This is a genomic window from Veillonella parvula, assembly GCF_001553335.1.
Lineage (GTDB): Bacteria > Bacillota > Negativicutes > Veillonellales > Veillonellaceae > Veillonella > Veillonella parvula_S.
In genome coordinates, this window is record NZ_KQ960803.1 from 1 (window position 1) to 19,144 (window position 19,144).

The window sequence follows — 19,144 nt, forward strand, 5'->3', positions numbered from 1 at the left end:
TATTTGTCGCAATATATTTTACAATTCATCATTTAAAATTGATAACCGATATAGCATTAGAGGTGTATACATATATCTATAAAATATGTATCATTACATTAGCATAAAAATTATCGAAAGATGTATAATACTATTATAACGAGAATTTTCTTAATGAAAGAAGGTATAATATGGTATCAGCAGGTCAAACAGCTACGGCTACTGTAACAGTTACAGAATCTAATATTGCTAAAACAATGAAATCTGGTTCTTTAGATGTCTTTGCCACACCAGCCATGTGCGCTTTAATGGAAGAAGCGGCTCAAGCAGCAGTACAACCATACTTAGAAGAAGGTGAAGGCACCGTAGGCATTTCCCTCTCCATTACTCACGAAGCCCCTACTCCACTTGGTGCAACAGTAACGGCTAAAGCTACAGTTAGCGCCGTAGAAGGACGTAAAATAACCTTTGATATTGAAGCTTCTGATGGCATTGGTATTATCGGTCGTGGTACACATGAACGCTTTGTCATTAACAACGAAAAATTTATGGCTAAAGTGCATAGTAGAGCAAACACAACTAAATATAGCTAGAATATTTATCAATCAAAATCATTAGTTTACTAATATCTTTAGCAGAATAAAAAACGGCATCTATCATACGGTAGATGCCATTTTTATATACTTTCATGTTTGCATAATTAAATCATATTTGCATAGTTAAATAATTAGCAAATTTTAACTACCCAGCCTTCAGGAGCTTCGATTTCACCATGTTGAATGCCAAGTAATGTGTCATATAATTTTTTAGTGATAGGACCCATATCATCCATGCCAGCAGGAACATTAATAGTGCCTTCTGGAGTATCGATTTGACCTACTGGAGAAATAACAGCCGCTGTACCACAAAGACCAATTTCAGCAAAGTCTTTTAATTCATCTTTATGAACAGGACGATGTTCTACAGTCATATTAAGGTAGTGTTCTGCTACATACATCAACGAACGACGTGTAATGGATGGCAAGATACTATCAGATTTAGGTGTAACTAATTTACCATCTTTAGTAATGAAGATGAAGTTCGCACCACCAGTTTCTTCTACATGTGTACGAGTAGCCGCATCAAGATACATATTTTCTGCATAGCCTTTGTTATGAGCATCAGTGATAGCATACAAACTCATAGCATAGTTCAAGCCAGCTTTAATATGCCCAGTACCATGAGGTGCTGCACGGTCAAAATCAGTGATACGAATTTTGATTGGTTTAGCACCACCTTTAAAGTAAGGGCCTACTGGTGTTGTAAACACACGGAATTGATATTCATCAGCAGGTTTTACACCGATAACGGAGTTTGTACCCATCATGTAAGGGCGAATATAAAGGCTTGCACCATGACCATATGAAGGAACAAAGTCTTTATTTGCTTTTACAACTTCTTTTACAGCTTCGAGGAAACGACCTTCAGGTAATGTAGGCATTACAAGGCGTTCACAGGATTGATTCAAACGTTCTGCATTCAAATCTGGACGGAAGCATACGATGTGACCATCTTTCGTATAGTATGCTTTCAAACCTTCAAAAACAGTTTGAGCGTATTGGAATACACCAGCACATTCATTAAGGACAACGTTAGCATCAGTAATTAGACCACCTTCGTCCCATTTACCATCTTTATATGTAGTCAAATAACGGTAGTCGGTTTCTACATAACCAAAACCGAGATTATCCCAATCGATATTCTTGCTCATAACAATAACCTCCATTTATATTGATATACACTTAATCTTATCACTATCATCTTGTATTTTCAATAGATTCTATAGAGATGATAAATTATATATACAGATATAGTATCTATTAAGATATATCATCTATACATAGGTAACATATTAATAGATATGTATATTATCAAATAGGCCCCTAGCTATACTATCGTTGAATATAAAAATTGTTTCTTTACAGTATAGCTACCGCCCTATTTATATTATAATAATTTCAGATATACATTATCCTATTTTACTAGAGGTCCCTATTATGAACGAAAATAAACATTTTTTAATTCCTAATCCTAAAAGTATCATTTGTATCGGCCTTAACTACGATGATCATATTGCTGAAACTAGTCTAGCTACACATGATTTTCCAGAAATCTTTATGAAAACATCAAATGCTCTTGCAGGTAATCATGATACAATTACTATTGAAGACGAAACTTTCCATTACGATTATGAAGGAGAATTAGTTATCATCATCGGTAAATCTGGTAAAAACATATCTCCTGAAAAGGCAATGGAACATATCTTAGGCTATACCATTGGTAACGACGTATCTGCCCGTACATTACAGTTTAGAGGTTCTCAATGGATTCTTGGCAAATCGCTTGATCACTTTGCTCCTATTGGTCCTAATATTGTATCTCCTGATGATTTTGACTTTGAAAGTGCTACTATTACGACAACAGTAAATGGTGAAATACGTCAACAAGCAAAGCTAGAACAAATGATTTTTAAGCCTTATAACATTATTGCCTTCTTATCAACATATATGACACTCCAAGAAGGTGACATTATCTTTACAGGTACGCCTAGTGGTGTAGTATTAGGTAAAAATGAAAGTAAGTATTCTTGGTTAAAACCAGGAGATATTGTTACAGTTTCCATAAGTGGTATTGGTACCTTAGAAAACAAATTTATTTAAAATAAGTACATTGTTAAAGTATTGTATTTGCTCGTATTCTTATTATTACGATATCTATTTACATTACAACTAAATATATCTAAACACAAAAAAAGATTACTTCTATGTATGTCTAACTATACATAGAAGTAATCTCTTTTATTATTATCTATGTTTTATATTTACTATTACTTTATTTATGCTCTGACTCTAGGTCTAGCATATATTTCTTGCGTTCAATGCCCCCTGCATAGCCCGTTAACTGGCCATTACTACCAATAACACGGTGACAAGGAACGATGATAGAAATTGGATTATGCCCTACAGCCCCCCCTACGGCTTGAGCAGAGAATTTCTCTTTACCTTGTTGCTGTGCAATCTGTTTACCAATATCTCCATATGTTGTAGTTTCACCATAAGGTATGGTTTGTAATATAGACCATACGGATTTACGGAACTCAGTACCTTCTAACTGGATGGGAGGTGTAATAAAGGGCTTTTTACCATTAAAGTATTGATTTAGCCACATAATTGTTACTTCAAATGGACCTGTTAGTTGCTCTATATACTCCGCATCATCATAACTAGGTGCATAAGCTTCATCAATAAAAAATAAATCTGTTAAGTATGATAATGTACCAAGCATAATCATAGTTCCTAATGGACTTTCATAGGTGTATTTATAGTTCATAGTACATTAGCTCCTTCTTTAGATAACAAATCATTCAATACCTTTTGTATGTCATTATTAAATAATACTGTATTTTGCTGAATATCAAATGGAATCGATTGTTTTTCAATATTAACTGGTACATATAGTGTGTCTATATTATCATGTGCCATCCGCATAAATGGATATTTGATAATCATCGGCGTATTATAGCCAACACCAAGTTCTAACAATACGGTTTTCTTATCTTTATAATTCTCTATAAAACTTGCATATCGTTTTTGAGCTGCATACCAACCTTCGTCTTGCACAAAGGCACCGTCGACACGTAAATTCATCGTCATTAGTTCGCCACATCTAGGACAGTGAGGAATTAATTCTGTGGGAATTTTCATATCCTTTTGTTCTTTCACCATACGACGCACTTGTTCTTCATTATCATAAGTCTTTTGATGACATGGCTCAGAGCATTGCCACAAGCCATAATCACCTTGCATGTAATAAAATCTATTTTTATCCACTCCAGCAAATTGCATTTGATGATCTACATTAGTGGTAATCACAAAGTAATTCTTATTTTGTAACAACTCCATCAACCGAATATAAGGTTCACCTGCTGAAATATCATAGCGATTATAGTAGATATGACGGCTCCACCATGCCCAATATTCTTCCATGCTTTCAAATGAATAGAATCCACCAGAATACATATCTGTAATACCATACTTTTTGTGAAAGTCATCAAAGTATTTATGAAAACGCTCACCACTATAGGTCAGACCCGCTGCAGTAGACATACCGGCCCCAATACCTACGAGTACCGCATCAGCTGTATTCAAAAAATCTTTTACACGTTCTATATTATCCCAATAATTTGTTGTAGATGTCATAATCTATATCCTTAAATACGTTAAATACCACTTGGATTTTACTATTTGTTTCTTTTAAATACCTACGTACCGTATCGATAGCAATTTGGGCCGCCAATTCATTAGGAAATCTAAACTCACCTGTAGAAATGCAGCAAAATGCAATGGACTTCAAACTATAAGCATTAGCTAGCTCCAAGCAAGATCTATAGCACGATGACAATTGTTCTTTTTCTAAGTCTGTAACAGTATCATAAACAATAGGCCCTACCGTATGGATAACATGACTGGCAGGTAAATTAAAACCATAGGTCATACGAGCTACACCTGTCTTTTCAGGCATATCCATATACTCAGTCATCCTAGCACAGGCCATACGTAACTCAATACCAGCAAAAGTATGAATGGCATTATCAATACATTTGTGATTCGGTAGAAAACAACCGAGCAACTGCTCATTAGCTGCATTGACTATAGCCTTTACCGCTAGACGTGTTATATCCCCTTGCCACAAATATATCTGAGGTTCTCGCTCTTCCATATCGTTAATCGTAACGATGCCTTTTTCATGAGCCAATGTATTTAAATATTCATCCTCTATCTTCATCCACTCTGCGGACATAGCTCCTGCAGGACGAATATTACATAGTGCTCTAAATAGAGTAAATTGTTCTTCTTCACTTACGGGAATATCTATATGTTCGTTATATTTCTCTTTATATTCGGCTACTAATCCCTCTAAAAGATAGCGCAATCGTTCTTGTTGTGTCATATATAACTCCTAAATAGAATTAACTAGATTATAACCTATTATATAGCAAAAAACTGCTAGCACATAATATGCTAGCAGTAACTTTACTGATTAGTATTATATCAAAAACTAAGGTCTAACAAATGATTGACCACCATGGTTTACAAGGATATCCCCATCTAATACTTTAGTAGTAACCCCTTGTAGACTACCTTGGATTTGGCTCATCATAAAACGATAACCTGGGCTGTTCAAGTGTTTAGTAAGGGCTTCTTGATCGCTATAGATTTGAATGACGTACCAACGATTTTTTGCATTTCTTTCACGAAGCACATAACCAGCCTTATAACCCGCATCATCCCGAACGGCACGTTCCATATCGAGTTGATATTGTCGTTGTACCGTATCGATTTCATTGCTATCAACAGTAAACTCAGTTAAGGTCACCACTGCCTTACCATCATTTACGATAGATAATGCATCTTTCTTTTCAAATAAAAGTACAGACTGTACATCGTACATCTTACGATTTGTTAATTTAGAACCGACTTCATTAACAAATGCTTGATAATGGTCAGATTTGCGATGTGTTTCAATAGCAGCTAAATCTTTATAGATTTCAACTACATAAGACTCCGAAGGATTACCTTTTACATGCGCCACATTCATGGACAATGTATTAGGTTCTTTTTCCATAGATGCTGTCAGATTAGCTACACCTGCACTATTATAAGTTCCTTGTAACTCTACAGGTACTTCGAAACGATACATGCCTACACTAGGTGCTGTATCTACAGATTGATCTCGCTCCATAACAAGAGCTGCAAAAGATGTGCTTAAACCTAATACGGCAATAGCAGATGTTAGTACAATACGTTTTAACAAATTTTTGTTCATAAAAGACTCCTAAATCACAATGTAATATATTCTACTATTGTACCATGCTCTTCAATGAGTTTAACTAGTTCTTTACCTTGAAGCCACACAGTCGCATCATTTTGGTTCGGATGTATGCCGATTAAATTATTCTCGTAGTCCGCGTCAATATAGTAATGGACCTTGCGTTCCTCATCATGGAGCAAGCAAAATGGAGATACGTGACCTGGTTTAATCTTCAATATATTCCATAGCTCTTCTTCAGAGCCAAAGGAAATCTTTTTCAACTTATGGTCCTTACGGAACTGTTTTAGATCCACACGCTTTGAACCACGAACGGTAATTAAATAGTAATGCTCTCGTTTATGATCTCGTATAAATAAATTCTTTGCATCCCACTCAGGATAGGGCAACTGCACATTTGGCTTATCGTCCATACTAAATAATGGTGCGTGATCTGTAATTTCAAAATCGATATGATGGTCACGTAAACAATCATATACGCCTTGTTTATCTAACATGTAATACCTCTGATACATCGTTTCTACTTGGTAAAAGTTACTACATAATAAAATCGATTGACATAGTGAAAGTACCAATTATACCTTATTAAATATATCACCAAGCTTATTCTGGAATCATATAGGTTCCATCAAATACAAATAATTGAGGATTCTCGTGAACAAATACATCTTCCAAGATACCATCATATGTATATACTGCATCATCTTTTTCATCTAAGAATTCAAAGAACTCTGGATCATCCTCAGATTGTTGTAATAAGTGCCACCGTTCCGCTCTATCAAACGGTACTGTACCGCCAAAGTAGTCTAATACAGTTTGGAAATTATCTGCTAACTCATCCATTTTAAATCGTTGCAAACCTGTTAATGCGTCTTCCCATACAATGCCTGTTGAGTTATATAAAAACTGATGATGACCACCATTATTAACCTCAGCAAAATACCAACATATTGCATTGAGATATCTTTGCTCTAAGGTAAAACCTTTTGCAGATTCTAAATAATCATCATGAGAGCCATAAATATTGATAGTCCAATACATGGGCTCATTAATGGTCCACATATCATCTGTAGCTTGGATTTCTTCAATAGTAATGGTCCGATGACGAGGTACACCTTCTCGTTTCTTCTTTTTCTCTGCTACATAATTGCTATAAGCTTTACATAACTCAGGATACTCTGCTTCACACTGTTCAAAGTCCATCTGCATATAGCACATATCAATGACTTCAAAACAATACGATTTTATATCATCCAGATTCTTTTCCTGAACTAAACGTACGGCCTGATCTACTAATCTTAGCATCTGTTTCATAATATCTGATGTATACGATTCATTATTATCTAAAGCAACAGCTCCATACGCATAGGCACAACGATAATACCACACCACATCACGATACTCTTCATTAATAGACTCTAATACCTTTATTGCCTCTTTTTCATTGCCATTATTGTTATAAGCTCTACCAAGCTTACCTAATAGAGGTATAGATAAATTTTCTATGCCTACACTAGTTAACACATCAATAATAGTTTTTACGTTTCCAATATCATTAAGTTCTTTAACTGTTTGTAATTGCTCACTTTCAGAAAAAGATAAAAACTGTTCAACAGGTATAGACATACAATACACTTCTCCTCATATTATCAATATATATATGAACTCATCTTAAGATTATAATAACACAAAACAATGACCTACTGATTATAAAATAGTGTATTATGCCAAAGAACAGCTTTTCAACTAGCTACCAAGCCATACAACAAATACAGGAGTACCTTCATCATTATCGTCAATATCTTCAATTTCATCAGCTTCAAATTCGTGATCATCATACACTAGATTTTCAAAGAATACATGATCCCCGAGCTCTTTATTGGCCATTAAGTTATGGATCTTGAAAAGAAGCTCTTCAGTAGTAAAGTACTGACCATTATCTGCTTTAAGGCGAGCATAGATTTCAACTTGCCACATATCATCTTCTTTATCGTCTTCTAGTAATTCGTCTACCTCGTATAAATGTTCATTAGGGTGAAGCTGACTTTTGCTTTCAATCCAAGCTTCATAGCTTACAAAAATTTCAGGCTCTACTAATGGTGGTAAATTATCAGGATTAACTTTATGCTCTTCTAAGCATGTATAAAACTCCTTATCAAACTCTTCTCTAGTATAGGTAGTTTTATTGAAAACCCAAGGAATTCCCTTAAACTCATGATAATAACCTTCATATATTTTATTACCATCTTTATCAACACCGAGATATTCAATCTTTTCCGTGTTCTCATTTTTGTTAAAAAGGTTTTTGATCATTTCAAAAATCATAATATAATCCTCCTTGTAATCTTTTAAACAATGCTTTGATTTCATTATTCCTAATATATTTCTCAATATTCTAGATTAATCCTCTATAAAATAGCATAGCCCAAAATACAAAAGTATACAAATTCTATGTGTATAGTAAAAGCCCCTCGCATAGCGAAGGGCTAATCTATTATCGTCTTATAATGTTCTATACTATCTAGCTACCACAAACAATAAAAAATACAGGTATACCATCTTCATTATCTATAAGTCCGTCCCCTTCACATTCATGACCTTCGTATTCAATACCTTCAAAGAATACGTGATCTCCTAATTCTTTATTGGCCATTAAATTGTGTAATTTAAAAAGCAATTCTTCTCTAGTAAAATATGTACCATTATCCGCTACAAGATGAGCCATAATTTCTACCTGCCACATACCATCTTCTTTATCTTCTTCCAGCAATTCTTCGTCGGTAACATGTTCATTATCAAAAAGTTGGTCTTCACTTTCAATCCAAGCTTCATAGGTTACTAGAATTTCAGGTTCTTCTAATCTATCGTCGTCATCTGCTTTATCATCTACATATTTCTTTACATTTTCATTGTATTCTTTGGTAAACTCTTCTCTGCTATATGTTTGCTTATTAAATACCCAATGCACTACATCATATGTAGGATAGTTATCCTCTTCGCGTTCATTAATGTCTCCAGTAGCTTTACCTTCTGTAGTAATTTTACTATTTTTCTTATCAAAGAGATTCTTAATGGTATCAAAAATCATAGGGTAATCCTCCTTGTAATCTTTTGGCTTGATTTGAGTTAATAAGTATTTTACAACTTCGCAACACCAGCCCAGCTGTTTATCTAAATGGGACTCTTTCGCCATTTTCATACCTGCTTCTATTAACTGTAATGCTTGCTGCACATGTTCAGATTCGTAGCTTTCACCACATCCCAAAGATGCATGAGCATAGCCACAACGATAATACCAAGACCAATCGCGATGTGCCTCATCTATACGATTAAATAAATCGATAGCCTCTGCTGCGCGGCCATTATTGTTATACATACGTCCTAAGGTGCTTAATAGTATAGGGGACAAATTATCGATGCCAATATTATTTAACAGTTCCATCGCACGCTTGATATCAATGCCCTCTTGTTCATTAAGGAACTTAACCTTTTCCGCATCACTTAATTCTTGAAATTCTTCATCCGTTATTTCTTCTATACTGAAATATAAGTTCTTAATAAAGTCACCAAAGTTATCTGCTAACGGAGTAATTGAGTAATCACCTTCTTGGTCTACACGTACAACCTTAGGCTCACCGGTAGGACCGCACTCACGATAATCAAAGAAAATCATATCATGCCCACCAGAAATCGTATCGGCTACAACGACACCGATAGGAGGATATTTTACTTTCGAAATCCAAAATTCATTCCCCATCTCACCTAAAAGAGAGTATTTTTTATCTCTATCGATGCCATATATACCTGTTATGTATACACAATCGTCATCATCATTAATGAAACAATTTTTCTTTACTACACCACCATTATGGTTTTTAAGTAGCTCAATATATGCTACAGGCAATGTATACCCTAGATTTGCTTCAGTTGCTTTAATATCCTCATCAGTAACATCTCTACCAATATAGGACTCAAAGGCATAATCACAGTCATTCCAAAATCCAGTCCAATTAAAGTCTTTTAGATCACTCATAATACTCTCTCCTAGCCAAATGGATATAATCTAACCACATAATTACTCATCAATGGAATATTCTTTAATTAAAGCTTTTACCTCATGTTGTATCAATATAGTATCTACAATATAAGAAAAAATGATATAAGGAGATGCATTTATAATCGCTATAGGCGCTAATATAATTGCTACCCATAATAGATCTAGGGAATATGCATACCACTTAATATCTATAGTATTTAAAATGGGTATCACATAGTCTATGACTCTTAATTCCCATTGCATTAACGGATTTAAGTCCTCACTGGTTCCTACTAGCCAAGCGAAGATAACCCCAAAAAGCAAAAAATATAATATGCCAACGGGAATTAATATCTTCGCTCTCTTATTTAATAGATTACGACAAATCTCATCTTCTTCCTCTGGTGCTATATCATATAACATATTGCACTGAATCTGAATCCATCTAAATCGATAGCGAATATACTTATACAAAATGTTATTAGGTGTATATAACATAATAGACTCCACATATAAGTCATAATAGCAAAATAATTAAAAATATATCATCCATCTATGGCAAAATAATGTAAATCTTTGAATTCATCATCCCAAAATGTAAAAGAAAAGATATGGGTATCATCAAAGGTTTGCTCGCAATAGGTTACAGCATCACGTTCTGGTTCAATAATAGGCATACCAATGCTTGTTTTCACTTCATCAATAGTTATATCACCATACCAATCTCGTATTTCGTTATAAATGAAAGTTACAATTGCATCTATATTTTTATGGTAATTAACGGCTAATAGCTTTGCCATATCTAAATTAGTATCTGTTGGTTTCTCATCCCAGCAAAACTGTATTCCTTCGTAGGATATGGTATATTGCCTTAACTGTTCATCATATATTACAGGATTAGTCATCGTTTGTACCCTTTACATAGCTTTCCATCTTCGGTCTTAAATCTAACACGATTTCCCAATCATCTAACGATGGTACCTTATGATGTGCAATAAATTCTTCTATGATCTGTAATACCTCTTGATGTCCTAGCTCATTTTTACCATATATAATAGAGCCCTGTTCGCCATCATTAGTTGCACTAAGCTCTATATGTAATAAATCGGTATCTTGATCACTACAAACTTGTACAAAGTTATACATTTTATTATCTATCGGAATTGCCTTTGATGGTGATATAACTACAAAATCCTGTTCTTGATCCTCAATAGCGTAGAGATTTTGCTCAACCTCATTCAAGGTAATTCCTTCATACTTATAGTCACCTACATCAATTGACCAGTCTGTATAAGTTTTCTCAACTGCATCTGCCATATGTATCTCCTCAACTTTACAATATACATTAGAATAAGTTTTCTAATTGACCTGCCATATCTGCCATAAACTCATCAAACTTGCAAAGTTCTCGTAACTCTTGATGCTCGGTATCATAACAACCAATCTTTTTAGACCTAGGATCCCATACAATTTGCCAATAATCATATTCACCTAACTCTTTAGATAAACGCAATAGGTTACGGCGGCCTACTTTAAATGGAATTGTATCAATTAGAGGGAAAAATTCTATGGATATAAAATCAGAATCTGGCAATTCAAAATAAAGATTATCCGACTCTAAAAATGCAACTAATGTTTTTGGTAGTTTAAACGGTTTCAATTGATCCATTTTATTTTGTATATCATGGTACTCAGCAGGCTCTAATGTTTTAAAATACCCCGCCATTTCCATATCGTCCTTTTCAACAGCAATGCTATAGGGACGCATACCATCCTTTTCCGTGATGGTCACATCGGCACCATGTTCTACTAGATATTTGCACATCTGTAAATCAACATACCGAGCCGCTACACATAGTGGTGTTGGTTTAAAAGGATATACCGAATCTGGTTTATTGTAATTAATATCTACACCATGATTGATAAAGAAATCTAGGACTTCATAATTTCTATCTGTAATAGCATTTCTGAAAGCTTTACCGCCATATTTTTGTACTGTATGTCCTAAGTCATGAATCAGTTGTAAGTTCTCATATTTTTTACCATACAAGGCAGCTTGAAAAGCATCTACGTCTACAGAGTTCAAAGCATGAATATTAGCACCTTGCTCCACAACATAGTCTATTATCTCTCGATTAGCATACCGTACAGCTAACAAGAAACTGGGATTTTCTTCATCATTTAGATCTGCGCCATGCTCAACTAACCATTTCACACTTGGCAAACATTCCATCACTAATGCTAATTGTAAAGGTGTATACTCACTATACTTACCAATTTGTATAGGTTTATCTATCTCCCAACCAGCTTTTAATGCGCTTTCAAGCGCGGTTATATTTCCATTTATAATATGTGTCACTAAATCTGGCACAGATTCAAAACTGCCCAAGTCCTTAAGATGTATCATGTACCTCTCTCCTATATAAATATTTACTTATACCACAACTGGTATAAACTTCTCTTCAAAGGCATTCAATATACCTAGCAGTTTAGTATCTAAAAACGATATGGCCTGTTTTCTAATATTATTTGGAACACCATAGTAGGCCTGTGCTACACCACCACAAATAGCAGCAACAGTATCACTGTCACCACCTATTGAGATGGCATTGCGAATAGCATCTTCAAAATCAGTGGATTCAAAGAAGGCTTGCAATGCTTGTGGAACTGTTCCTTGACAGCTTTCATTGAATCTATAGGTATCTCTGATTTCATCCAATGTGAAATCCAGGGTGTAGTAATGCTGATTAATATAATCTCTGATTTCAAGTATATCCTTACCAGTTTTAGCTAAGTATATGGCAACTACAGTTGCCTCCGCCCCCTTCATACCTTCAGGATGGTTATGAGTCACTTCTGTAACTAATTTAGAAAGAAGCTTTGCTTCGTCCAAAGTATGTGCAGCAAATCCCGCAGCACTAACTCTCATAGCTGAGCCATTACCATAACTATTATATGGCTTTGGATTCTCTGCAAAAATCCATCTATAGAACCGATCGCCATATCCATAACCTGGATAACATCTTCCGATCGTCTGCATACATTCTACTGCATTCTGTGAAAGACTTTTATAATTCGGTTGGCTTATAAGAATTGCCTTTGCTACGGCAAGTGTCATAATACTATCATCAGTTAATACACATTGATCTGTAAAGAAATCAAAGTCCTTCCGTCTAATATTATTAAATTCGAATCGTGAACCAACTATATCACCAATGATTGCTCCTAACATGTTAATCCCTCCCTGAATTTCTTAAATTTATCATTTAAGTAATTTTTATCGTATTAACTACATATATGAATGTTCCACCATAACTATTTAGTTTAATTATATTACATTTATAAGTATGAGTGTATAGTAAAAGCCCTTCGCATAAGCAAAGGGCTCTATTTATATAATCCTTATTTAATCTTTAATGTAGATAGAATTATCTCTTTGAACGCTCTAATTCTTGAATACGTTTTTCTAATTGAGCGATTCTTTCATCAGTGGATGTTATATTTAATTTAGATTCAGGGCCCACCTTAAAGCTAAGCCCACCATTAAACCCTTGGTTGCCATTGCCTACCACAGTACCTACATTAAATTGTACATTTCGGCTTGGACGATAATAAGCGCCTAATGCAGTAGCTGTTTTTCCATGATAATGACCAAATCCTACGGCTACACCCAATCCAGTTTCTCCTTCAGAGAAATTCGGTTGTAATGCAGCTAATGCATAGCTAGATGCAGTTGCTTTATTAATTGTAGATTCTAAATTTGTACCTACCGATTGGACTTGGCTAATAGCATTTTCCAATTGACCTACTGTTGCTACATCATGTGCATCAACGCCATCGGCTACTTTCACCAAACGATTATATTTAGCATCTGAGTATGTATTAGGTGTAACGGTTGGCTCTTTATCATAATCTTGTACTGTCTTTTTATAACCTAAATGAGTAGTGATTTCCTTATCAGGATATTTTACAGTGTAACTAGTACATGCGGAACACCTTGTAATTGTTCAAAGAATTCTACCAATGCATCTTGTAGTGTTTCAGTAGTTCTATCGAAAGTGACCTTTGCTAATTTGTATCGAGAATAGACTAATGTCATCAGCAATATATTAAAAGTTATGTGTGTGCCATCATGTAATAAGAATTTAATATTCTCTTTCCAATCAACTTGAGCCTATTCAGCTGGTGCAGTTTCAAAGCGAATCGTATGCTGCGTACTAGGCGATGTATGTTTTCTATCAAAATAGGATTGAAATACTGGTATCTTTAAAATATACCCACGAAATGTTGAGTAAGCAGCTGTGAGTCCATGGTTGTCTACCAAGTATTGCCACAAGACACGCTTATAATAAAATTGTTGGGGTGTATCATCAGATAATAAAGTCTCTATTATGTCATAAAATGTATCAATCATAGATGGTTTATGACGGTGTGGATTAGGCGTTCCATTTTCATAATGAGATTTTATAGTACGTCTATCATAGCCTAATTCACGACCTAGTAAACTATAATTAGGTTTCAAATTGCAAGCCTCCAGAATGTCTCTTAATAATGGTAAGTCTAATAATGATGTTACAGTAAATGAACTATTAATAGCGTATACGTATTGCATGTTGTTATCACCTCAACTATAGTATCGGTGATACAATCAAAATTGTACATTCTTATATCATCATTTTTGTACATTCTTAGAGTATCATTTACATATTGGGCAACTAAACATAACCTTAATACAATGGCAGAATCCGTTATCTTCCTTAGAGAACAAGGCATTAAATCTGTTAAGCAGCTTGATGATTACATCCAGAAAGTAGCCGATGAAAGACAAGATTTACAGGACAAAATTAAGGCTATTGCTAAAGAAATGCAGGAGCTTTCTGCCACTATGAAACAAGTTCATACTTTCAAAAAATACAGGCAATACTACAAGGAATATAAGGCTAATCCGTCTGACAAGGCATTTTTTGAAGAGTATAAATCTCAAATTATTCTATATGAAAATGCCCTTTCCGAGCTAAAAAAATCCTATTCCAAGTTTCCAAATTCAAGGTGCATTTTAGATAAACTTGATAAATTGCAAGAAAAAAAGAATACCCTCATGCAAGAGTATTCTTCCTCGAAAACCACGATGGACGAACTTTACAAGATACGCAAAAACTATGGGATTTATATGGGTAAGGAGATGGAGAGGTAGCTTTTCTATATTCTCCTCTTACCTTGTTTGTTTGATCATGCACTTAATTGCTTCATCAATATTGAAAACTGTACCTTTTCTATCTATCCATCTATCCCAAAAATCAATAGTTGAACTTTTAGGTTCTTCTTTAGGTTTATCTAAAATAATTTTAGTAGGTAGCTTAATCGAATCTCCAATAACAATACATTCTCCAACATCAAGATTTGGTAATGTTTCAACCAAGCCTACCAACGAATCAGTTAACATAGTTGCTACTGCTGATTTATCTCTATCATTCGTAATTTTTAAACTTATAATATTATTGCATTGAGATATTATAGTAGAATTTAATTCTGCAGGTCTTTGAGAAACAATCACCAATGAAACACCATATTTTCTCCCCTCTTTAGATATTTTTTCAAATATCTCCAGCGATTTATTCTCAACCGCTTTCAATTTCGTTGTATCTCTCGGCATATATAAGTGTGCTTCATCGCAAATAAAGGCTATAGGATGCCTAGTCTCATCTGTTTTAGGCGACATCCAAAATTGGACTTCATATACCAGTCTTGTAACAATCCCTATTATTATAGGTAACATATCTGATGGGACTTCTGATAAATCTATTACTTTTATCTTTTTATCTAGTCCCATTATTTTATCAACAAATTCTTTCAGATAGTCAGCTCTTACAGTATTATCTTCATTAAATACAAACCCATATTTTTTATCATCTATTTTTGTCTGAAGTCTCGTAATAAGGTTTGTTAATTTCCCATAGTATTGACCTTGTTTCGTCTTTGCTTGTCCTTTTTTATCTCCGGTTTTATATACTTCACCTGTTGTTTCTTCCTTTATATTTTCATCCTCTAAATATGCTTTTAACCCTTTTGCTGAAAAAGGAATCGGCGTATCTGCTGTAATTATTTCGGATGAAAATTCAGTCATATTTTCTTCAAGATACCTTTTCTTATGCTCTAAAATATATTTAATTACTGCTGCCCTTTGATTTGTAGATGTCCCTTCAGAAGATTCAATAAACAATGAATGTATTTCCTCATAATTGAAAAACCACAGAGGAATATGTAACCCATCCTCAGAGTCACAAATTTTTATCTGTTCAGCATAACTTAATTCATTGTATTCACCATGCAAATCAAAAACAATTAAATTAGCGTGCTCCAACTCATTTGCTTTTTCAAGAATATTTGCTACAGTAAAAGATTTTCCACTTCCAGTACTTCCTACTATTGTTGCATGTCTTTGAAAAAATCTATTTCCATCCAAAATAGCTTCAACAGTTTTATTACTTGCATATTTGCCAATAATTAATCTTTTTTCTGAAGATATCTCATTTTCAAAAGAGTTCATAATAATAGAGAGAGCTTTACCATCTGCCAAATAAACTTTGCTATTGATTTCAGGATAAGTGTTCACTGCTCTTTTGAAAATATTTTGTTTAGTTGAAGACAATTTTTTATAAAATGTACCTACTAAAGTTATATTGCAAAAGTTATATGAATACTCTTGTTCTTCAGTTTCTTCGTCATCAATATCAATTCTCTTTTTGCTCACCCTAGTTACTATTCCAATTAGTTTTTCATCTGCATTATTTCCAGATAAAACAACTATATCATTTATTTTTAGCCTATTTAAAATTTCTTCCTTTTCTACTGATACAGATACTTTCTTGGTATCAACATTTTGAACAACTCCAACTTCTTGATTTAAATAATTTTGAATATCTTCCATAATTTTCTCCTATCCTAAAAAAGTTTCCGAAAATACATTTATATCCCATAATTCCTTATTTATATTATATTTTTTACCTTTATATACCATATAACTTCCTTCTTCTGTACCGCTTTCTTTCTCTTCATATTTATAAAATAAAGTCCAATTTTCATTTTTCATTGCTCTATCTAAAAAAGATTTTTTTATCGTTCTTGTCAAGACAACCACATCCTTTTGAGTATCCTCAAATACTGTATTAAAATGCTGGTCATTAAAACCATATCCATAAATAAATATAGAAAAATTCTTTTTAGAGTCTGTTATCAATTCATTAAAAATTTCTCTATGACATCTGAAAATACCGTTAATCATTCCTGACTTATATTTCATACTGCCTGGTGCAATAATATCTATATACCGCTTGTCATCTTTTAGTAGTTGATAATCATTAATCTGATATTCCCTATCATTCTTTTTTATCCAATTGACTGATCCATGTGGCTTAAATAATCTTACTAAAGGAACGCTCTTAGAAAAAAAATCATAAGGTTGCTTTAGTATATTTTCATTAAAAGATTGATACATATTCCCCGAAAACCCTAATGTAGTTGATAGTTTTAATTTATCACAAATTAGTTCTATAATTCTGTCATAATTAGGAGTCATTATATCGATTACTTGATTGTTTACACTTACAGTTCCTAATAGGTACTTTAATAATTTTTCAAATCCAGAAATTTTATTTAATATATTAAAATGCTGATTATATTCTTCATCTAAAATAAATTCACTCGTTATCTCTCGAATTGTTTCCACAAACGATTCTTCACTTATTGAAACATCTAATAAGGCTGCTTCCAATCCTTCATCTTTGATCTTCCCTTTATATTTGTTCCACTGTTCTTGTAACTCTAAATCACCGATACTTTCAAACGACTTCTCCAATTTTTCAGCCAATTTCGACATTCCCGGAATATTCGTTGCAATAGAAAGCCCTGTTCCAACTATCAATTTAGGGAAATTTACACCTGATAGGTATCGTTCCTTAATGTCCATAAATATTGGCTCAAATTCTTCACTATCTATATTCATCACTACACTCCATAATTTCTTCAATACCACAATCCAAAGTATTGCAAATTCTAAGTAAAACATCCGTCGTTATATTTTGCCCATTCTTCATTTTGTAAAATGTGCTTTTACTTATTTTTGCCTTTTCCATCAATTCGTTGTTTGTCATATCTAAATCAATCAGTTTTTTGAACAATTTTTTATAGCTAAATACTCTCATCTATATTATTATCCCCTGTAATTACATTTAGAGTTACATATGGCTCTTTTAGTTTAATAAAATTATCTAATTTTGTTCTTCTGCCAAGATATAAAAAAACCATAATATCATTAAATTCTTTTATTTCTTCACTATCCTCATCTATAATTCCATATTGCTTGTAATACGGCAATGCACTTTCAAAGTCAATATACAAATGACCTTTCGAATCTATTTCATTTCCAATTTTCATAATTTTATCAATACACAACTCATACATATTTTTATAAGGCGAATTAAATCTAATTAGCTTTGCAAAGTCTATCCCTTTATTTTCTGCAATCTCATTAAATACTTTATCTGACATTATATCTAAATTAATCAAGTTGTTTTTTTCAGCTTCAATCCATCTGATTGCTTCTTCTTTATCAAATGCTTTATCAATAGCTAATGCCAATCTATCAATAACATGAATGTTATTTGGATATTTGTTATATAAAAATATTAACACCTTATATCGCACTATTGGTGGTAATAATGAAAATGACCGTAAAACATCACTTCTTGATCCAAATTCATAAGTTTCAAAATAATTTATAAGCATGAATGAAAGCATATCCAAAAGCTTATCCACGATTTTGTCAAATTCATCAGATGTAACCTCTTCTAAATACTCAGTATGTGTAAATTTATTACCATCTTGTTTAATATTATCTAATACTTCTTTTAAAAACTCACTATTATTGAGAGCATCAATTTTTTTAGATATTTCATTTGCGCCAATCGTCATTTTTTTACTTGGATTAATATCTAAAATTTTTCTCACTATCACTTCTGCATACTGGCGAATGGTAGCAATTTTATTTCGGTTAGATGTCTCCGAATAAAAAATATCCCCCATTAAATCTTTTGCCAATATTTGATATTTTTCATTATCAAAATTTTTCATTTAACAACATCCCTTCAAGAAAACTATTTTTGTTACATTATACCATAAAATATACTTTTTTCACAAATATATTCTCTTTAATCGAACTCTCGCAAATAAAATCATAACCACCCGTAGAACGGGTGGTTTGCT

General features: G+C 33.4%; 22 protein-coding genes and 1 pseudogene. 3 read left to right on the forward strand and 20 right to left on the reverse strand.

The features are described 5' to 3' along the window. Positions 1-170 precede the first annotated feature (170 nt). Positions 171-572, forward strand: a complete 402-nt coding sequence (locus HMPREF1865_RS07380; protein WP_060919703.1) for a thioesterase family protein — start codon at positions 171-173, stop codon at positions 570-572. Positions 573-706: 134 nt separating this feature from the next. Here the strand turns inward: HMPREF1865_RS07380 and HMPREF1865_RS07385 are convergent, their stop codons facing one another. Beyond that, complete coding sequence (locus HMPREF1865_RS07385) at positions 707-1,729, reverse strand: branched-chain amino acid aminotransferase (RefSeq protein ID WP_060919704.1); 1,023 nt, start codon at positions 1,727-1,729, stop codon at positions 707-709. A gap of 286 nt (positions 1,730-2,015) precedes the next feature. Here HMPREF1865_RS07385 and HMPREF1865_RS07390 point away from each other — a divergent pair, with 286 nt between their 5' ends. Continuing rightward, positions 2,016-2,678, forward strand: coding sequence for a fumarylacetoacetate hydrolase family protein (locus HMPREF1865_RS07390; RefSeq protein ID WP_060919705.1), 663 nt, complete (start codon positions 2,016-2,018; stop codon positions 2,676-2,678). A gap of 172 nt (positions 2,679-2,850) precedes the next feature. Here the strand turns inward: HMPREF1865_RS07390 and HMPREF1865_RS07395 are convergent, their stop codons facing one another. From HMPREF1865_RS07395 to HMPREF1865_RS09660, 15 genes are all read right to left on the reverse strand, one after another. Further along, positions 2,851-3,348, reverse strand: a complete 498-nt coding sequence (locus tag HMPREF1865_RS07395) for a methylated-DNA--[protein]-cysteine S-methyltransferase (RefSeq protein WP_060919706.1) — start codon at positions 3,346-3,348, stop codon at positions 2,851-2,853. Continuing rightward, entirely contained in the window at positions 3,345-4,217 is an 873-nt protein-coding gene (locus HMPREF1865_RS07400) for an SIR2 family NAD-dependent protein deacylase (RefSeq protein ID WP_060919707.1), read from the reverse strand. The genes HMPREF1865_RS07395 and HMPREF1865_RS07400 overlap by 4 nt, the downstream gene beginning before the upstream one ends. Further along, positions 4,189-4,968, reverse strand: a complete 780-nt coding sequence (locus tag HMPREF1865_RS07405; RefSeq protein ID WP_060919708.1) for a protein-ADP-ribose hydrolase — start codon at positions 4,966-4,968, stop codon at positions 4,189-4,191. Before HMPREF1865_RS07405 ends, HMPREF1865_RS07400 begins: the two co-directional genes overlap by 29 nt. 108 nt (positions 4,969-5,076) lie before the next feature. Next, positions 5,077-5,844: a putative quinol monooxygenase gene (locus HMPREF1865_RS07410; protein ID WP_060919709.1), complete on the reverse strand. Its 768-nt coding sequence runs from the start codon at positions 5,842-5,844 to the stop codon at positions 5,077-5,079. A gap of 14 nt (positions 5,845-5,858) precedes the next feature. Beyond that, entirely contained in the window at positions 5,859-6,344 is a 486-nt protein-coding gene (locus tag HMPREF1865_RS07415; protein ID WP_004693503.1) for a prolyl-tRNA synthetase associated domain-containing protein, read from the reverse strand. 106 nt (positions 6,345-6,450) lie between these two features. Beyond that, positions 6,451-7,473 carry a DMP19 family protein gene (locus tag HMPREF1865_RS07420; RefSeq protein WP_060919710.1) on the reverse strand — a complete coding sequence of 341 codons (1,023 nt, stop codon included), beginning with the start codon at positions 7,471-7,473 and terminating at the stop codon, positions 6,451-6,453. Positions 7,474-7,593: 120 nt separating this feature from the next. After that, on the reverse strand, positions 7,594-8,172 hold the full coding sequence (locus HMPREF1865_RS07425) for a hypothetical protein (protein ID WP_060919711.1): 579 nt from the start codon (positions 8,170-8,172) through the stop codon (positions 7,594-7,596). Between the two features lie 196 nt (positions 8,173-8,368). Beyond that, on the reverse strand, positions 8,369-9,880 hold the full coding sequence (locus HMPREF1865_RS07430; protein ID WP_060919712.1) for an SMI1/KNR4 family protein: 1,512 nt from the start codon (positions 9,878-9,880) through the stop codon (positions 8,369-8,371). Between the two features lie 42 nt (positions 9,881-9,922). After that, complete coding sequence (locus HMPREF1865_RS07435) at positions 9,923-10,381, reverse strand: hypothetical protein (RefSeq protein ID WP_060919713.1); 459 nt, start codon at positions 10,379-10,381, stop codon at positions 9,923-9,925. Positions 10,382-10,428: 47 nt separating this feature from the next. Next, positions 10,429-10,788 (reverse strand): hypothetical protein, encoded by a 360-nt coding sequence (locus tag HMPREF1865_RS07440; RefSeq protein ID WP_060919714.1) that lies wholly within the window; start codon positions 10,786-10,788, stop codon positions 10,429-10,431. Continuing rightward, positions 10,781-11,200, reverse strand: a complete 420-nt coding sequence (locus HMPREF1865_RS07445) for a hypothetical protein (RefSeq protein ID WP_060919715.1) — start codon at positions 11,198-11,200, stop codon at positions 10,781-10,783. The genes HMPREF1865_RS07440 and HMPREF1865_RS07445 overlap by 8 nt, the downstream gene beginning before the upstream one ends. A gap of 28 nt (positions 11,201-11,228) precedes the next feature. Beyond that, positions 11,229-12,290 (reverse strand): ankyrin repeat domain-containing protein, encoded by a 1,062-nt coding sequence (locus HMPREF1865_RS07450; protein WP_060919716.1) that lies wholly within the window; start codon positions 12,288-12,290, stop codon positions 11,229-11,231. Positions 12,291-12,317: 27 nt separating this feature from the next. Then, the gene (locus tag HMPREF1865_RS07455; protein ID WP_060919717.1) at positions 12,318-13,115 is read right to left on the reverse strand and encodes an ADP-ribosylglycohydrolase family protein; all 798 of its coding nucleotides are present in this window, start codon (positions 13,113-13,115) and stop codon (positions 12,318-12,320) included. Between the two features lie 196 nt (positions 13,116-13,311). After that, the gene (locus tag HMPREF1865_RS07460; protein ID WP_230949617.1) at positions 13,312-13,734 is read right to left on the reverse strand and encodes a YadA-like family protein; all 423 of its coding nucleotides are present in this window, start codon (positions 13,732-13,734) and stop codon (positions 13,312-13,314) included. Positions 13,735-14,057: 323 nt separating this feature from the next. Next, complete coding sequence (locus tag HMPREF1865_RS09660) at positions 14,058-14,405, reverse strand: hypothetical protein (protein WP_230949618.1); 348 nt, start codon at positions 14,403-14,405, stop codon at positions 14,058-14,060. 177 nt (positions 14,406-14,582) lie between these two features. Here HMPREF1865_RS09660 and HMPREF1865_RS09425 point away from each other — a divergent pair. After that, positions 14,583-15,077, forward strand: a pseudogene (locus HMPREF1865_RS09425) (relaxase/mobilization nuclease domain-containing protein); the annotation flags it as partial. 18 nt (positions 15,078-15,095) lie between these two features. Here the strand turns inward: HMPREF1865_RS09425 and HMPREF1865_RS07475 are convergent. Genes HMPREF1865_RS07475 through HMPREF1865_RS07490 form a run of 4 tightly spaced genes read right to left on the reverse strand, consistent with a single transcriptional unit; the run spans position 15,096 to position 19,012 of the window. Continuing rightward, entirely contained in the window at positions 15,096-16,811 is a 1,716-nt protein-coding gene (locus HMPREF1865_RS07475) for an ATP-binding protein (protein ID WP_060919718.1), read from the reverse strand. Positions 16,812-16,820: 9 nt separating this feature from the next. Beyond that, positions 16,821-17,885, reverse strand: a complete 1,065-nt coding sequence (locus HMPREF1865_RS07480; protein WP_060919719.1) for an SIR2 family protein — start codon at positions 17,883-17,885, stop codon at positions 16,821-16,823. Further along, a complete protein-coding gene (locus tag HMPREF1865_RS07485) occupies positions 17,872-18,084 on the reverse strand; it encodes a helix-turn-helix domain-containing protein (RefSeq protein ID WP_024413027.1) in 213 nt (70 codons plus the stop codon). Before HMPREF1865_RS07485 ends, HMPREF1865_RS07480 begins: the two co-directional genes overlap by 14 nt. After that, positions 18,071-19,012 carry a hypothetical protein gene (locus HMPREF1865_RS07490; protein WP_060919720.1) on the reverse strand — a complete coding sequence of 314 codons (942 nt, stop codon included), beginning with the start codon at positions 19,010-19,012 and terminating at the stop codon, positions 18,071-18,073. Before HMPREF1865_RS07490 ends, HMPREF1865_RS07485 begins: the two co-directional genes overlap by 14 nt. Positions 19,013-19,144 lie beyond the last annotated feature (132 nt).

Bases quoted from the DNA above. Each gene is read 5' to 3' on its own strand.
- HMPREF1865_RS07380 (WP_060919703.1), top strand. From the start codon at position 171: ATGGTATCAGCAGGTCAAACAGCTACGGCTACTGTAACAGTTACAGAA.
- HMPREF1865_RS07385 (WP_060919704.1), bottom strand. From the start codon at position 1,729: ATGAGCAAGAATATCGATTGGGATAATCTCGGTTTTGGTTATGTAGAA.
- HMPREF1865_RS07390 (WP_060919705.1), top strand. From the start codon at position 2,016: ATGAACGAAAATAAACATTTTTTAATTCCTAATCCTAAAAGTATCATT.
- HMPREF1865_RS07395 (WP_060919706.1), bottom strand. From the start codon at position 3,348: ATGAACTATAAATACACCTATGAAAGTCCATTAGGAACTATGATTATG.
- HMPREF1865_RS07400 (WP_060919707.1), bottom strand. From the start codon at position 4,217: ATGACATCTACAACAAATTATTGGGATAATATAGAACGTGTAAAAGAT.
- HMPREF1865_RS07405 (WP_060919708.1), bottom strand. From the start codon at position 4,968: ATGACACAACAAGAACGATTGCGCTATCTTTTAGAGGGATTAGTAGCC.
- HMPREF1865_RS07410 (WP_060919709.1), bottom strand. From the start codon at position 5,844: ATGAACAAAAATTTGTTAAAACGTATTGTACTAACATCTGCTATTGCC.
- HMPREF1865_RS07415 (WP_004693503.1), bottom strand. From the start codon at position 6,344: ATGTTAGATAAACAAGGCGTATATGATTGTTTACGTGACCATCATATC.
- HMPREF1865_RS07420 (WP_060919710.1), bottom strand. From the start codon at position 7,473: ATGTCTATACCTGTTGAACAGTTTTTATCTTTTTCTGAAAGTGAGCAA.
- HMPREF1865_RS07425 (WP_060919711.1), bottom strand. From the start codon at position 8,172: ATGATTTTTGAAATGATCAAAAACCTTTTTAACAAAAATGAGAACACG.
- HMPREF1865_RS07430 (WP_060919712.1), bottom strand. From the start codon at position 9,880: ATGAGTGATCTAAAAGACTTTAATTGGACTGGATTTTGGAATGACTGT.
- HMPREF1865_RS07435 (WP_060919713.1), bottom strand. From the start codon at position 10,381: ATGTTATATACACCTAATAACATTTTGTATAAGTATATTCGCTATCGA.
- HMPREF1865_RS07440 (WP_060919714.1), bottom strand. From the start codon at position 10,788: ATGACTAATCCTGTAATATATGATGAACAGTTAAGGCAATATACCATA.
- HMPREF1865_RS07445 (WP_060919715.1), bottom strand. From the start codon at position 11,200: ATGGCAGATGCAGTTGAGAAAACTTATACAGACTGGTCAATTGATGTA.
- HMPREF1865_RS07450 (WP_060919716.1), bottom strand. From the start codon at position 12,290: ATGATACATCTTAAGGACTTGGGCAGTTTTGAATCTGTGCCAGATTTA.
- HMPREF1865_RS07455 (WP_060919717.1), bottom strand. From the start codon at position 13,115: ATGTTAGGAGCAATCATTGGTGATATAGTTGGTTCACGATTCGAATTT.
- HMPREF1865_RS07475 (WP_060919718.1), bottom strand. From the start codon at position 16,811: ATGGAAGATATTCAAAATTATTTAAATCAAGAAGTTGGAGTTGTTCAA.
- HMPREF1865_RS07480 (WP_060919719.1), bottom strand. From the start codon at position 17,885: ATGAATATAGATAGTGAAGAATTTGAGCCAATATTTATGGACATTAAG.
- HMPREF1865_RS07485 (WP_024413027.1), bottom strand. From the start codon at position 18,084: ATGAGAGTATTTAGCTATAAAAAATTGTTCAAAAAACTGATTGATTTA.
- HMPREF1865_RS07490 (WP_060919720.1), bottom strand. From the start codon at position 19,012: ATGAAAAATTTTGATAATGAAAAATATCAAATATTGGCAAAAGATTTA.